The organism is Streptomyces synnematoformans (genome assembly GCF_039531005.1).
Taxonomy (GTDB): domain Bacteria; phylum Actinomycetota; class Actinomycetes; order Streptomycetales; family Streptomycetaceae; genus Streptomyces; species Streptomyces synnematoformans.
Genome location: NZ_BAAAPF010000179.1, coordinates 1 through 14849 on the forward strand (window position 1 = coordinate 1; position 14849 = coordinate 14849).

Below are 14849 nucleotides of genomic sequence, written 5' to 3' on the forward strand. Positions count from 1 at the left end.
GTCGCGGCCCCACCCGCTCCGGCCGCCGGCGGCGGTCCGGCCCACGGGCCGGGCGCCGCGTTCCGCGCCACCACGGTCACCCCGGGGCATCCGCGCTACCCGGACCTGGTGCGCGGCATGAACCAGCGCTGGGCCGGCCGTCCGGAGTCGGTCCGGGTGGTCGACTCGCCGGCGCAGGTCCTCGCCGTGGTCCAGGAGGCGGCCAGGGCCGGGAAGAAGCTGACCGTCCGCGCCGGCGGCCACTGCTACGAGGACTTCGTCTACAACTCCGGGACCGACATCGTTCTCGACCTGTCGGAGATGACGTCGGTCTACTGGGACGACCGGCGGGGGGCGTTCGCCGTCGAGGCCGGCGCCACCCTGCTCGACGTCTACGAGCGGCTCTACAAGGTCTGGGGCGTGACCATACCCGCCGGCATGTGCTACTCGGTGGGGGCGGGCGGGCACGTCGCCGGCGGCGGCTGGGGCATGCTGGCGCGGGAGCACGGCCTCGTCGTCGACCATCTGTACGCCGTCGAGGTCGTCACCGTGAACGCGGCCGGCACCGCCCGCGTCACCGTTGCGACGCGCCGGCCCGGCGACCCGCACCGCGACCTGTGGTGGGCGCACACCGGCGGAGGCGGCGGCAACTTCGGGGTCGTCACCCGCTACTGGTTCCGCTCGCCGGACGCGACCGGCACCGCGCCCGGCGACGCGCTGGTCAAGCCGCCGGCGGAGGTGTTCCTCAGCGCGATCTCCTGGGACTGGGACCGGCTGACCGAGGCGGCGTTCACCCGGCTGACCCGCAACTACGGCGCCTGGCACGCCGCCAACGCCGAGCCCGGCGGGAAGTACGGCGGGCTGATGAGCTTCCTGATGCTCAACCACAGGTCCCACGGCCAGGTCGGCCTGCTGACGCAGATGGACGCCACGGTCCCCGGCGCCGCCGGGCTGCTGGCGGACTTCCTCGCCGCGGTCACCGACGGCGTCGACGTGCCGACCGTGCCGCTGACCAGGGCGATGGGCGAGCACGGGCCGATGCCCGAGTACTACACGCCGCGGCGGATGCCCTGGCTGCAGTCCGCCCGTTACCTGGGCACGACCAACAGCACCCTCGTCGATCCGAGCCTGCGCGGGGACTACAAGTCGTCGTTCCACAAGAAGAACCTGACGGACGCCCAGATCGCCACCCTGTGGAAGCACCTCGTGCGCACCGACCTGGACAACCCCGGTGCCATGGTGCTGCTCAGCTCCTACGGCGGCGCGGTCAACGCGGTCGGCGCCGCGGCGACGGCGTACGTGCACCGGGACTCGGCATTCAAGCTGCTCTTCCAGAGCTACTGGCAGTCGGCCGCCGACGACGCGGTCAACATCGGCTGGCTGCGCGACATGTACGAGGAGACGTACCGGAAGACCGGCGGCGTGCCCGTCCTCGACGACGCCACCGACGGCTGCTACGTCAACTACTGCGACATCGACCTCGGCGACCCGGCGCGGAACAGGTCCGGGGTGGGCTGGCCCACGCTGTACTACGGCGCCAACTACCCGCGCCTGCAGCGGGTGAAGGCCGCGTACGACCCGGGAGACCGCTTCCGGCACGGTCAGTCGATCCGGCTGCCCTAGACAGAGTCCGGGCTCCGTGGTTCCGGCCGGCCCCGGCCGCCCCGGGGTGGCCGGAACCACGGAGGGGACCGGCCCGCCGGGCGGGTTCCGCCCGTGCCGGGCCGGCCGTTCCGGTGGCCGGGTCAGGCCGGCCGGGGCTCGCCGAACCACCTGCGCAGCGCCGTCGTCAGCGAGCCGGCGCTCCCGTCGGCGGCGGCCGTGCTCCACGCGGTGTAGCCGTCGGGGCGGACCAGCAGGGCGTCGGCCGGCGGCGCGTCGGCGACCGCGGGGACGGTGACCACCCGGGGCTGCCACGGCCGGGCCGCCGCCCGCAGGTCGGCCCGGTCGGCGAAGTCGAGCAGCAGCGGCCGGGCGGAGCTGAGCAGGGCGGCCACCGAGGTGTGGGCGGACGCGGTCTTCAACGGCAGGTCCGGGGCGAGCAGTCCGGCCAGCGGGTCGTCGGGCCGGCCGACGTCGTAGCCGACCGAGGTGCCGCTGATCATGCCGCTCAGGTACGCGTTGACGTCGGGGATGTGCATCAGGGTGGCGAACAGTTCCCGCAGCGCGTCGGTGCGCGCGTCGGGGTTCATGAGAGCGACTTGGGCCCGGACGTTCCACAGGACCTGGGCCGCGACCGGGTGGCGTTCGGCGTGGTACGTGTCCAGCAGCCCGCGAGGGGCCGTGCCCCGCACCGCGGCGCTCAGCTTCCAGCCGAGGTTGAGCGCGTCCTGCAGGCCCAGGTTGAGCCCCTGGCCGCCGGCCGGGAAGTGCACGTGCGCGGCGTCGCCGGCCAGGAGCACCCGCCCCGTGCGGTACCGCTCGGCCTGCAGCGCGGCGTCGCTGAACCGCGTCAGCCAGCGCGGGTTGGCCATCGGCACCGGGCCTCCGGCGATGCGCTCCGTCTCGCCCTGCAGCTCCGCCAGGGTCACCGGGGCGGACCGGTCCGGGGGCGGCGCCCTGAAGTCGTACGTGGAGACCCGGCTGCGGCCGACGGGGTTGAACCACACCAGGGTCCAGCCGCGTTCGTTGCGCCGCCAGCCCCGGGGCGCGGAGAACGGGTTGAGCAGCTCCACCTCGCCCATCAGCGCGCTCACGGTGGCCGGGGTGCCGGAGAAGGCGACGCCGGAGAGCTTGCGCACGGCGCTGCGGGCCCCGTCGCAGCCGACGGCCCAGCCGGCGGTCACGATCCGGGTGACGCCCGCCTCGTCGCGTACGGTGAGACGCACGTGCTCCTCGTGCTGTTCGACGCCGACGACCTCGCTGTCCCGCTCGATCCGCGCCCCGAGGTGCTCCGCCCGGTGCGCGAACACCGCCTCGGCATAGGCCTGCGGGCTGCCGACGATGGCCGGTCCCTCGTCGACCACCTCGGCGAGGTCCAGCTCGAACATCCCGCCGAAGTGGAACGGGACCGGCCCCCGGGCCCGGCGCTCCTTGTGGGCGCCGGGCTGCACGGCCTCCAGCAGCCCGCGCCGGTGCAGGCCCTGGGCGGTACGGGCGTGGAGGGTGCCGGCCTTGGACTCGCCGGTGGGTTGGGGGAGCCGCTCCAGGACGGTGGTGCGCACGCCGTGGAGCGCGAGTTCGTGCGCCAGCAGCATGCCGACGGGGCCGCCGCCGACCACGGCGACGTCGGCGTCCAGGGGCGGGGGCTCGGGGGACATGCCGGTCAGACCTCCCAGGGGATCGGGGATGCGGAAACGGGGTGGAGGGCGGAGACGCGGAGCCGGGACGGTGCCCGACGGCCGCGGGCAGCGGCGGGTGCCGTTCGCGCGCCCGCCGCCGCCCGCGTGCGGGTCACGCCTGGGTGGGGGCACCGGCCTTCTCGCCGGCGGCCGTCTCCGCCGCGCCCTCCTGGTCCGCCGGCGGCGCGTGGCGCGTGGCCGCCCGCCGGGGCAGGGTCAGGGCGACGAGGGCGCCGAGCAGGATTCCGGCCGCCGCGACGAACACGGCCGTCTGTGTGCCGTCGGCCATCGCGGTCCGCAGCGCGTCCCCCTCGCGGCCGTCGATGCCCGAGTTGGCGATGGCGATCAGGATGGCGAGGCCGATCGCGCCGCCGATCTGCTGGGTGGTGGACGCCATGCCGGAGGCGACGCCCTGCTCCTTCCCGTCGACGCCGGACGCGGCGGCGATCCACATGCCGGTCCACGTGATGCCCTGCCCGATGCCGGAGACGATCAGGCCGGGCACCACCGCGCCGTATCCGCCGTCCGCGGAGACGCCGAAGGCCAGCACGACGGTGCCGAGGGAGCCGATGACCAGGCCGGTGACGAGCGTCGCGCGGGTCGCGGTGCGCGTCGCCATCCGCTCGCCGATCTGGGTGCCCGCGGCGATCGACAGCGACGGTACGAGGAAGGCCATGCCGGTCTGCAGGGCGCTGTAGCCGTGGACGTTCTGGAAGAGCACGGTCAGGAAGTAGGGCAGGGCGCTGAAGGTGCCCATGAAGATGAACGTGATGGCCATGCCCGCGGCGAGGCTGCGGTTGCGGAACAGCCGCAGCGGCATCAGCGGGTCCCTGCTGCGTGCCTCGATCGCGGTGAACAGCGCCAGCAGCACGACCGCCACCGCGGCGCTGACGACGATGCCGGTCGAGGTCCACCCGCTCTCCGGTCCCTGTACGAGGACGTACACGAGGAGGGTGACGCCGCCGGTCGCGGTGACGGCGCCCGGGAGGTCGAAGCTGCGGCGCTCCTGTGCGCGCCGGTCGCGCGGGATGGCGGCGAGCGCGCCCACGATGACGGCGCCCGCCAGCGGCACGTTCACGAAGAACACCGAGGCCCAGCCGAACCACCCGGTGAGCAGGCCGCCGAGGAGCGAGCCGAGGGTGAGGCCGCTGGCGCCGGCCCCGCCCCACACGGCGAGGGCGCGGTTGCGCTGCGGGCCCTCCGCGAAGAGCGTGTTGATCAGCGACAGGGTCGCCGGGAAGAGCAGCGCACCGCCGAGGCCCTGCACGGCGCGTACGGCGATCATGGTCTCCGAGTTCTGCGCCAGCCCGCCGACCAGCGAGGACAGCGCGTACAGGGAGAGCGCCAGGAGGAACATGTTGCGCCGGCCGAGCAGGTCGGCGGCGCGTCCGCCGAGCAGCAGGAAGCCGCCGAAGGCCACCGCGTAGGCGCTGACGACCCACTGCAGGGACTGGTCGGTGAACCCGAGTTCGGCGCCGATCTCCGGCAGCGCCACGAAAACGATGTTGAAGTCCAGCGAGATGATCAACTGCGCAAAGGCCAGCAGGGCCAGGGCCCAGCCGAGTCGGGGAGTCCCCGTGCCCGAGCGGGAGTCTGTACGGGAGGTAGTCATGGGAAGGCGATGGCCTCTCTGAGCATCGGAGTACTACCGTACGAGTAAATACGAACAGTGGGACTGTACACGGATAGTCGTACACTGGCCAGCGGGCTGTCAACGCCGGGCGGCGTGCTCCGTCAGGTGTGCCGGGGGGTCCGACCGGACCGGACGCGGATTGTCGAGGTACTTTGGGTCATGGCTGTCAACCACCCGACCAGGGAACAGATCCGGCTGGAGAACGTCTTCACGGCCCTGGGCAACCCCATGCGGCTGAGCGTGGTCCGCACCCTGGCCGCGGGTGGGGAGTACCCGTGCGGAAGCCTGCTCGACGGCATCTCCAAGTCCACGCTGACCCACCACTGGCGCGTGCTCCGCGAGGGCGGGCTCATCTGGCAGCGGCCCGCCGGCCGCGAGCTGCTGCTCTCGCTGCGGCGCGAGGACCTCGACGCCCGCTTCCCCGGCCTGCTGGACTCCGTCCTGAGCGCCATCGACAGGGCCGGGGACGACCTGCCCGACGCGGCGGACCGCCACCCCCGCGCGGCCGGACAGCCCCCCGCCGGGCGGAGTTGACGCCGCCCCGCCGTCCCTCCCGGACGCCGCTCACGGGTCCCGGCCGCCCGGGCGGTCCGGGGTGCGCGGCCCTGCATACAACCGTGACAGCGCCTTGACTGGGTGAGAAGCAGCTCCATAGCGTCTGCCTGGTCAGTTTGTTCTTGGCGCATCTCGCTCTTCACAAGCCGGGGGTCGTCGGAGTGGAGCCGGGCAGAGCAGCGGGCGACGCCGGCTTACGGCCGGCGCCGACGTCCGACTCCGGCTCGCCCGTCGCCACCCTGCTGGCGCAGCTGCGCCGCATGCTCGGCTGCGACGCCGCGGCCGTCGCCCTGAAGCGGATCGACGGCGTCTCGCACGTCCCCTTCGCCGACGGCATGTCGCAGGCGGTGAGTTCGGCCTTCGAGATCCCGCCCCGCACCGGCATCGCCGACGCCGCCCAGGCCGGCGGCAAGCCGATGTGGACCTCCGACTACCTGGCCGACGACCGGTTCGTGCACAGCCCGCGGCTCGACGAGGCGGTCCGCGCCGACGGCGTCCGGGCGGTCATCGCCGCGCCGCTGCTCCGGGACGGCGCCGCCATCGGGGTCCTGTACGGCGTCTGCCGCCACAGCCGCCGGTTCACCCCCGCGGAGGTCGATCTGTGCACCGCGCTCGCCCGGGTGGCCGTGGTCCTGCTGGACCACACCATGCGTCTGCAGCGGATGCACGCCGAACGGGCCGAGCTGGAAGGGGAGAACGGCCGGCTGCACGTCACCCTGCTGAGGTCCCGTCATCTCGCCGAGGCCCACGGGCGGCTCACCGACATGGTGCTCGGCGGCAGCGACCTGAGCGCGGTCGTCAACGTGGCCGCGGACGCGCTGGACGGCACCCTGCTGGTGCGGGACCCCGGGGGCGCGGTCCTGGCCGCCACGGGGGCCGTCCCGGAGCTGGAGGACATATCCGCCCGGGCGAAGTGGGCCGGGGCGCATGCCGCGCGGACGGCCGTCCCGCTGGCCGACGGCGTGTGGGCGGTTCCGGTGACGGCCGGCGCCGAGGAACTCGGCACGGTTGTGCTGAAGAACTCGGGGCAACTGGGCGAGTTCGACGCCCGGTTCCTGTGGGCGGTGGCCCAGTCGGTCGCGCTCATCCTGGTCCTCGAACGCGACACGGCGGTCGTGGAGCGGCCGCTGCGGGACGAGCTGTTCGAGGACCTGCTGAGCGGGTCGGTGTCCTCACCGCGCCACCTCGCCGAGCGCGCACTCCGCATCGGCATCGACCCCGACGGCCCGCACGTCGTGCTGGTGCTCCGCCCGGAAGGAGGCGAGCAGGGCAAGGCCATCGTGTGGGCGTCCTCGTACGCGTACCGCAAGGGGGGCCTCAGGTCGCCGCGCGGCGAGTACATCTCCATGCTGCTCCCCGGCAGCGACCCCTCGGCCGTCGCCCGTGCCGTGTCCCGCGACCTCTCGTCGGTGCTGGGCCATCCGGTCTCGGTCGGCGCGGCCGGACCGGGGGCGGGGCTGGCGTCGACGGCCAGGCTGCACCGGGAGGCGCTGCGCTGCCTGAAGGCGCTGATCGCCCTGGACCGGGTGGGCAGTACGGCGTCGGCCGAGGACCTCGGCTTCGTCGGCCTGCTGCTCTCCGAGGAGCGCGACGTGGCCGCCTTCATCGAATCCGCCCTCGGCCCGGTCCTGTGCTACGACAGCGAACGGCGCACCGAGCTGATCCGCACGCTCGGCGTGTACTTCGCCGCCGACCGCAGCCCCACGCGTGCCGCCGAGGAGCTGCACGTGCACGTCAACACCGTCTCGCGCCGGCTGGAGCGGATCGGCCGGCTGCTCGGCCCCACGTGGCGGGAGCCGGAGCGCACGCTGGAGATCCAGCTGGCCCTGCAGCTCCTGCGCACCCAGGACACCCTGCGGCAGGGGGACGCCGCTCCCCTCGGGCCGGGGCCGGCCCGCCGGTGAGGTGCGGCGCCCGCCCGGCCCCGGCGCGGGACTACGCCGTCGGCACGCGAGCCGAGCCGCGCCCCGCCTGCCCGGCGGCCGACAGGGCGCGGATCGTGTGCGCGGCCGAGGCCAGGGTGATGTGGCGGTGCCAGCCGTGGAACGAGCGCCCCTCGAAGTCCTTGAGGCCGGCCGGCACCCCGATGGCGGACAGGTCGTGGCGTACGCGCAGGGTCAGCTTCGTCAGCTGGATCAGCGGGCCGGCGGGCACCTCGGTCATGTTGGTGATCCACAGTTCGCTCACCGGACGCCGGGACCGGTGCCATTCACCGAGCAGGGCGAACGCGCGGTTCGACCGGTCGTAGGCGTCCCGTGCGGCCGGGACCGCCTGGACGGCGGCCGTCAGCGTGGTGTGCGTCGCCCCCGGGTCCTCCGGAGGCACCCAGGTCGTGGAGCGGCGCAGGCCCTTCACCGACTCCATCAGGTCGTGCGCCGCCATGGGTCTTCGAAGCCACGCGGGCAGCGCCGGGTGGTCCGCGACGAAGCGGACGTTCCCGGCCAGCCGGGCGATCACCGGGATCCCGGCCGCGGCCAGGCGGTATGCCGCGGCGACGCCCCGCTCCGAGCAGATGTCCAGGACCACGGGACGCGACGGCACGTCCCAGGTGCCGACGTCCTCCAGGACGGCGGCGACGGCGCACCCCTCCGGCGTCCTCGGATCGAGGCCGCCCGGGGCGCCGGCACGGGCCCGCCGCGGCAGGCTCCGCGTCCAGGGGCCGGAGAGCAGCAGCCGCCAGTTGACCGGGGTGCTGACCCGGTCGGAGGCGAACCAGACGCCGAAGGCCTGCTGTCCGCGGAAGGTTCTGCGCAGGTGCGGATCGAAGCCGTGGTCGACGCCCACGGAGCGCTCCCCCTCCTTGGGGATCGACATGGAGCGCACGATCCACGCCTGCGGCGCGGTCGTCCGGTCCGCGTATCTCGCCAGCGCCTCGCGGACCGGCGCCCAGCTCCACGTCGAGCTGGTGATGAAGTGCTGCATCCGCTGCTCGGCGGCCGGATCCGCGAAGGCGGAAGCGATGTTCCTGATCGACTTGCGCCCCACCGCGGCGAGCAGGCCACGGAGGTACTGCTCACCGCGTAATCGCTGGTCCTTCCGGGGTAACGAGGCGAACAGCAGCGGGCTGAACTCCGCTACGACGGCGTCGCGTATCCGCTCCTCGCCGCCGTCGTCCATCAGTTCGAGCGTCGAGCGGTACGGGACAGCAATATTCACAGGACCAACCCCCCACGACGGAACGTGCGTGGCTCCAGCCTGCCGTGCGGCGTCCCCGCCGGAGGAGGTGCGGTGGCCACCGCATGGCACCTGATCCGTGTCGTTGCGGCACAACCGGCCGCGGCGACTCAGTCAAGTCCGAGTGGCGTGTGGGGCCTCGCGGTGAGCGGGGCGCTCAGGTGGAGGCGGCGCGCTCCTCCGCGCCCGGTCTGTGTCCGTTCGCGGTTCCCGGGGCGGGCGCGGGGACCCAGGTGCCGAGGGACATCTCGGCGGTGATGCCGGGGCCGAAGCCGGCGATGACGCCCTGGGCGGCGGTGTGCAGGGCGTTCTCGGCGAAGAGGCGGTCCAGGGCGTCGAAGACCACGGAACTCGCGACGTTGCCGCGCTCGGTGAGCGTGGCCCGGCTGTGGCGGAACGCCTCCGGGGGGACCTTCAGATGCCGGCACAGGTCGTCGAGGATGCGGGGGCCGCCCGCGTGGATGATGTAGAAGTCGAGCGCGGAGGCGTCCCAGCGGTGGCGGTCGGCCAGGGTCTGGATGGCCGGCGCGAGCATGTCCATGGTGCCGGGGACCCGTTTGTCGAGGCGGAAGTGGAAGCCGGTCTCCCGTACCGCGTACGAGATCCAGCTCTCGGTGTCCGGCACCAGGTGGCTGCTGTTGCGCTCCAGCCGCACCCCGGCGCCGCCGGCGCCGCGTACGACGACGCTGGAGACGGCGTCGCCGAACAGCCCGTTGGACAGCAGCGAGCCGACGTCGAGGTCGGTGGGCTGGTAGAGCAGCGAGCAGAACTCACAGGACACGATGAGGACGTTGGCCTGCGGGTAGGCGAGGCAGAAGTCGTGCGCGCGGCCGATCGCGGCGCCGCCTCCGGCGCAGCCGAGCTGGGCGATCGGCAGCTGCCGGGTGCCGGGGCTGAAGCCCATGGTGTTGATCAGCCAGGTGGAGAGGGCGGGCATCGTGAAGCCGGTGCAGGAGACGTAGATGATGAGGTCGATGTCCTCGGGGCCGAGGTCCGCGTGCTGCAGGGCGCGGCGGACCACCGGCGGGACGTGGACCTTGGCCTCGGCTTCGTAGACGGCGTTGCGGCGGGTGAAGCCGGGGTGGCGCAGGGTCTCGTGCAGCGGCTGGACCAGGTGGCGGATGCGGACCCCGGTGTTGCCGATGAGCCGCAGGACGAGGCCCAGCTGCGGGTGCCGGGCGTGCAGGCGGCGGGCGAGGTCGAGGGTCTCCTCCTGGGTGATGGTGTGCTCGGGGACGGCGACGGCGGGTCGGCAGAGTGTGGCCATGGTCGCGGTGCCCTGGTTCACCAGGCGACCGGGAGCGCGAGGGGGTAGCGCCAGATGGAGCTGGTGTTCCACCGGATGTCCTCGGCGGGGACACCCAGCCGCAGGCCCGGGAAGCGGGTCAGCAGCGATCCGATCGCGACCTCCAGCTCCATCATGGCCAGGTGCGAGCCAATGCAGTGGTGCTGGCCCCAGCCGAAGGTCATGTGCGGCTGGCCCTGGCGGTCCAGATCCAGCTCGTCCGGCTGCTCGTACGTGTCCGGGTCGCGGTTGGCCGCCAGGTACGACACGTGCACGACCTCGCCGGCGCGGACCAGCACCCCGCCGACCTCGACGTCCTCGGTGGCGACGCGGGGGATGCCCACGCCCTTGCGGAACGGGATGTGGCGCAGCAGCTCCTGCAGCGCGCGGGGCAGTTGCTCCGGGTCCTTGCGCAGCGCGGTCAGGTGGGCGGGGTGGGTGAGGAGGGTGTAGGTGATGTTGCTGATCTGGTTGGTGGTGGTGTCGTGGCCGGTGAGGAGGAGCACCATGGCCATGACGGCCAGCTCGTCGTCGGCCAGCTCCTCGCCGCCGACACGGGCCCGGGCGAGTTCGCTGATCAGGTCGTTGCCGGGGGCGCGGCGCCGGCGGGCGCAGACGTCCTGGAAGTAGCCGCGCAGGGCGGACTTCGCCCGCAGCTGCGCCTCGTGGTCCGCCTTGCCGGTGACCATGAGGGCCACGGCGTTCCCGCGCAGCTCCGCGCGGTCCTCGTCGGGGATGTCCAGGAGGTCGCAGATGGTGGTCAGCGGCAGCTCGGCGGCCAGCCCCGCGACCACGTCGGCCGGCGGCCCCTGCCGTGCCATGGCCTCCAGCAGCCCGTCCACGACCCGCCGGGTCCTGGGCCGCAGCGTCTCGACGTGCTTGCCGGTGAACGCCTGGGCGACCAGGCGCCGCAGCCGGGCGTGCTCGGGCGGGTCCATCAGGTTGATCGACTCGTCCTGCACGATGGGCGCCGGGGTCATCCGGGGGAAGTCCCGGCCGACCAGGGCGCCGCGGCTGAACCTGCGGTCGCTGGTGACCAGGCGGACGTCCTCGTACCGCGTCGCCAGCCACGCCTCGCCCTCGCCGTAGGCCATCCGGATCCGTGCGAGCGCGCCGCCGCCGGGCCGCTCCATCAGCTCGCGTAGCTGCGGATCGAAGGAGAGGGCCTCGACTTCGGTGAACGAACAGACGGGCGCGGACTCGGCTTGCGCCATGGTGACCTCCACATCACTCCGGGCAGGTGGGCCAAGCCATGCCCCGCCCCCTCGCCGCCCAACCCGGGCGCCGGGCACGAACTCGGCGCGGCCCGGCGGAGAAGAACCGACTTACGGGCGCGCGGGAACGCCCCTGCCGCAAGTACTGCCGCGCTCGGGGGAGTTGGGGGCGCGCGGTGGTGCGGACGGCAAGAGCAATCCCTCGTTCGAGTGAGACGGGCGCGCGAGTCACAATCCGCCGCACTCCACACACCCCGCGCGGCTCCCGGACAACGGGAGGCCCACGGGTGTCAGGGAAGGTCCGCGAGCCGGTCGTGGAGGAGGCGGGAGAGCTCCACGCGGCGGGTCTTGAGGGTCGCGGTGCGCGGGAGTTCGCCGAGCGGGAGCTGGACGGGGGCGCCGAGCTGCGGATAGCCGGCGGTGGCCGCCCGCCAGCGGGCGGGGTCCAGCGGCCTGTCGCCGCGGGTGCAGACGACGGGGACCGGCTCGGCGTCCGGGCCCTGGACGACGACGAGTTCGACGAGTTCGTCGAGGCGGTCGAGGACGGCGTCCTCGATCTCCAGGCTGGAGCCGACGCCGGGGATGGTGTCGGTCTCGCGGTCGAGCAGGTGCAGGCAGCCGGCGCGGGTGCGGTAGCCGACGTCGCCGGTGCGCCACCAGCCGCCGTTGACGTTCTCGTCGTAACGCTCCTGTTCGCCGTGGTACGTCTGGGCGAGGCCGTCCCAGCGGACCTCGATGAACCCCGGGTTGGCCGCGGAGACCGCCCGCCCGTTCCGGGGGACCACCCGCACCCGGGCGCTGCCCGGCAGCGGGAAGCCGACGCAGCGGCCGTCCATGCGGTGGGCGTCGCGGCGGAAGTAGGGGCGGCCGACGGCGGGGCCGACCTCGGACTGGCCGTAGATCTGGAAGAACCGCGGGGCGCGGCGGCGGGAGGCGTCGAGGAGGCGGCGTACGGTGCGGGGGTGGATGGCGTCGAAGGTGGAGGAGAAGTACTTCACCGACGCGAGGGGCTCGCGCGGGTCGGCGGCCAGGCCCTCCCACGCGAGGAAGGAGTTGGGCAGGGCCTCGACGAGGCCGGGGCGGTTCCGCAGGAAGAACGTCGCGACCTCCGCCGGGTCGTCGTCGTTGACCAGGATCGTCGGCATGCCCTTCAGCAGCACCAGCGCCATCGCCGCGAACAGCCGCGAGTGCACGAACGGCACGCTGACCGCGACCGTCTCGCGGCGCCGCAGCAGCGCCAGCAGGAACAGCTGCGGGCGCAGCCGGGCGCGCATCGTGCGCGGGGTGTGCACCACCAGCTTCGGCACCCCCGTGGTGCCCGAGGTGTGCGTGATCATCGCCGGCTCGTCGAGGCCCTGGAACACCGGCGGTACGGGCGGCGAGCCGGCGAGCCGGGCCAGCGACGCCACCCCGCGGCCCGCGCCCGTGACGCCGATCACCGACGCGGTCAGCTCGTCGAGCGGCAGGCCGGCCAGCTCGCGCAGCTGGGGCCCGTCGGTCAGCAGATGCGGGCGGCGGGGCCCGTTCCGGCGGCTCGGCCGGTGCAGCCGCCTGAGCAGCGCCGCGACCGTGGGCGCGGGCAGGGCGGGGGAGAGCATGACCGGGACCGCGCCGAGGCGGGCGGCGGCGGTGCCGAGTAGCCAGACGTCGAAGTTCGCCCGCTTGCAGACCGCGACGTGGTCCCCGGCCCGTACGCCCGCCGCCGCGAGCCGGTTCGCCAGGTCCGCCGCAAACGCCGCCACCTCGGCCACCGTCAGCCGGCGCCCGGCCTCCGGCAGCGCGTCGAGGTCGTGGTCGAGGGTGAGCAGCGTGGCGCCGTGCCTCCCCGCGGCCCGCGCCGGGACCGTACCGAGATAGAGGCCGCGCTTGTGCTGCGGACTGTGGCTCACGGGGACCTCCACCCGGACCGGCGTCACCTTCGGTTACGAGGGCGGCGGAGCCGCCCGCGCGTCGCGCGCCGACAGTGTGGGGCGGTGGACTTGGCCGTCGGTCGGAAACGACTTGGCTTCCGGTTGACGATTCGTCATGGGAAAAGCGGCATACCAAGACACGCCGGACCTCTCAGACGTCCATGTGCGGGCGTGAGGCTGTGTCTGATTTCCGATTCGAATCATGGCGTCCGGCACATCCGGGTGCCGGCCGCGGCCCCCGGATCCCCGCGGGCCCGTCCGTACGTGACCCTACGTGACCGTACGTGACGGACCCGCGGGCCGGCTCCGCGGGCCCGCGGAGCCGGCGGCTCCGCTCAGGTGGGCAGGACGCAGCCGGTGGACGCGGTGGCGAACGGCTCGCCCGAGGCCGTGAGCGCACCGCTCTCCGCGTCCACGGTGAACACGCCGATGGTGCGGCCCCGTTCGTTGGCCGAGAACAGCAGCGCGCCGTCGGGCGACAGCGTGAGGTGCCGCGGCCAGTCGCCGCCGCACGGCACGGTGTCCGCCAGGCGCAGCGTGGCGCCGTCGTCCGCGACGGCCAGGCGGGCGACGCTGTTGTGGCCCCGGTTGGAGAGGTAGACGAACCGGCCGTCCGCCGAGATCGTGATCTCCGCGGGGTAGTTGCCGGCGGGGTCCACGCCGTCGGGGAGGGTCGGCCACGTCTCCAGTCGGGTCAGCGTGCCCGTGGCCGCATCGTGGGCGTACGCGGTGACGGTGCTGTCCAGCTCGTTGGCCACGTAGGCGTGCGTGCCCCGGGGGTGGAACACCAGGTGCCGGGGGCCGGCGCCCGGCACCGCCCGTACCTCCGAGACCGGCGACAGCGCGCCGCCGCCGGTGTCGAGGGCGTAGGTGTAGACGGAGTCGGTGCCCAGGTCCACGGCGTAGACGAAGCCGCCGGCCGGGTCGGTGACGATCTGGTGCGCGTGCGGGCCCGCCTGGCGGTCCGGGTCGGGCCCCGAGCCGGAGTGCTGGACGAAGCCGGTGCGCTCGCCGACGCTGCCGTCGGCCTCGATGACGTGCACGGCGACGCTGCCGCTGTTGTAGTTGGCGCTGAGCAGATGGCCGCCGCCGGGGTGCACCGACACGTGCGTGACGCCGGCGCCGCCGGTCGACCGCACGCCGCCCAGCGCGCCGAGCGCGGCGTCCTCGCCGATGGCGTACGCCCGCAACCCGCTCTACCTCGGCACCTACGGCGAGGGCGTCCTCGCCTGCACGTACGACACCGCCACCGGCGCGCTCGCCCGGACCGGCGGCGGCTTCGGCGACGTCATCAACCCCGACTTCCTCGCCCTCTCCCCCGCCGGCGACGTGCTCTACTCCACCGTCGGCGGGCGCGCCGAGGGCGGCGGCACGTGCGGTCTCCGCGACCCCGGCACCGTCGGCCCCCGTCCCGCCGCCGGTGGCGGCCGGTCCGGGGCGCAGCTCGCTCCCCGGCGCCCGGACACCGGACTCGCCGCCGTCCGCGCCGTGTTCCAGCAGCAGCCGGGCCTCCAGGAGGTCCGCGGCGGCCTCGCCGAGCACGGTGCGTACGGACGGCACCTCGGCCAGCACCTCGCCGCCCACCCGGCGGCCCGCCAGGTAGTCGGCGGCGGTGCGCAGCAGCTGCTCCGTGAGACCGAGCCGGATCCACAGCACGCCGGTGGTCCAGGGTCCGCTGACGCCGTCGCGGTGGCGTTCGTCGCGCCACGCCCCGAGGTCGCCGGAGGGGAACTCCAGGGTGGCGAGCGGCTCCTCGCCGCGGGCCTCGGCGGCGGCCAGCAGCAGCAGGGCGTGGCCGCCGGGGCCCCAGGCCCCGGC

General features: G+C 74.1%; 10 protein-coding genes and 1 pseudogene. 4 read left to right on the plus strand and 7 right to left on the minus strand.

All coding sequences use genetic code 11. The features are described from left to right. Positions 1 to 1602 (plus strand): FAD-binding oxidoreductase (locus tag ABD317_RS23385; protein ID WP_344291891.1); only part of this gene is annotated, 1602 nt, incomplete at its 5' end. A gap of 122 nt (positions 1603 to 1724) precedes the next feature. Here the strand turns inward: ABD317_RS23385 and ABD317_RS23390 are convergent. After that, entirely contained in the window at positions 1725 to 3239 is a 1515-nt protein-coding gene (locus ABD317_RS23390; protein ID WP_344291892.1) for an FAD-dependent oxidoreductase, read from the minus strand. 133 nt (positions 3240 to 3372) lie between these two features. Next, positions 3373 to 4872 carry an MFS transporter gene (locus tag ABD317_RS23395; protein ID WP_344291893.1) on the minus strand — a complete coding sequence of 500 codons (1500 nt, stop codon included), beginning with the start codon at positions 4870 to 4872 and terminating at the stop codon, positions 3373 to 3375. A gap of 180 nt (positions 4873 to 5052) precedes the next feature. On the opposite strand from ABD317_RS23395, the gene ABD317_RS23400 reads away from it, so the two are divergent. Further along, positions 5053 to 5427: an ArsR/SmtB family transcription factor gene (locus ABD317_RS23400; protein WP_344291894.1), complete on the plus strand. Its 375-nt coding sequence runs from the start codon at positions 5053 to 5055 to the stop codon at positions 5425 to 5427. Positions 5428 to 5570: 143 nt separating this feature from the next. Further along, positions 5571 to 7352 (plus strand): helix-turn-helix domain-containing protein, encoded by a 1782-nt coding sequence (locus ABD317_RS23405; protein ID WP_344291895.1) that lies wholly within the window; start codon positions 5571 to 5573, stop codon positions 7350 to 7352. Between the two features lie 31 nt (positions 7353 to 7383). Here ABD317_RS23405 and ABD317_RS23410 read toward each other — a convergent pair whose 3' ends face one another. The 5 genes from ABD317_RS23410 to ABD317_RS23430 all read right to left on the minus strand — a co-directional run bounded on the left by ABD317_RS23410 (position 7384) and on the right by ABD317_RS23430 (position 14221). Next, positions 7384 to 8604 (minus strand): IS701 family transposase, encoded by a 1221-nt coding sequence (locus ABD317_RS23410; protein WP_344291896.1) that lies wholly within the window; start codon positions 8602 to 8604, stop codon positions 7384 to 7386. Positions 8605 to 8779: 175 nt separating this feature from the next. After that, on the minus strand, positions 8780 to 9889 hold the full coding sequence (locus ABD317_RS23415) for a type III polyketide synthase (RefSeq protein WP_425582415.1): 1110 nt from the start codon (positions 9887 to 9889) through the stop codon (positions 8780 to 8782). 17 nt (positions 9890 to 9906) lie between these two features. Continuing rightward, positions 9907 to 11121 carry a cytochrome P450 gene (locus tag ABD317_RS23420; protein ID WP_344291898.1) on the minus strand — a complete coding sequence of 405 codons (1215 nt, stop codon included), beginning with the start codon at positions 11119 to 11121 and terminating at the stop codon, positions 9907 to 9909. A gap of 290 nt (positions 11122 to 11411) precedes the next feature. Further along, complete coding sequence (locus tag ABD317_RS23425; RefSeq protein WP_344291899.1) at positions 11412 to 13037, minus strand: class I adenylate-forming enzyme family protein; 1626 nt, start codon at positions 13035 to 13037, stop codon at positions 11412 to 11414. Between the two features lie 329 nt (positions 13038 to 13366). Further along, entirely contained in the window at positions 13367 to 14221 is an 855-nt protein-coding gene (locus ABD317_RS23430) for a lactonase family protein (RefSeq protein ID WP_344291900.1), read from the minus strand. Here ABD317_RS23430 and ABD317_RS23435 point away from each other — a divergent pair. Beyond that, positions 14205 to 14849 (plus strand): annotated as a pseudogene (locus ABD317_RS23435) (hypothetical protein); the annotation flags it as partial. The gene ABD317_RS23430 and the pseudogene ABD317_RS23435 sit on opposite strands and share 17 nt — an antisense overlap.

What these genes read in the sequence shown, in the direction of transcription:
- ABD317_RS23400 (WP_344291894.1), top strand. Translation starts at nt 5,053, where the DNA reads ATGGCTGTCAACCACCCGACCAGGGAACAGATCCGGCTGGAGAACGTC.
- ABD317_RS23415 (WP_425582415.1), bottom strand. Translation starts at nt 9,889, where the DNA reads ATGGCCACACTCTGCCGACCCGCCGTCGCCGTCCCCGAGCACACCATC.
- ABD317_RS23395 (WP_344291893.1), bottom strand. Translation starts at nt 4,872, where the DNA reads ATGACTACCTCCCGTACAGACTCCCGCTCGGGCACGGGGACTCCCCGA.
- ABD317_RS23390 (WP_344291892.1), bottom strand. Translation starts at nt 3,239, where the DNA reads ATGTCCCCCGAGCCCCCGCCCCTGGACGCCGACGTCGCCGTGGTCGGC.
- ABD317_RS23420 (WP_344291898.1), bottom strand. Translation starts at nt 11,121, where the DNA reads ATGGCGCAAGCCGAGTCCGCGCCCGTCTGTTCGTTCACCGAAGTCGAG.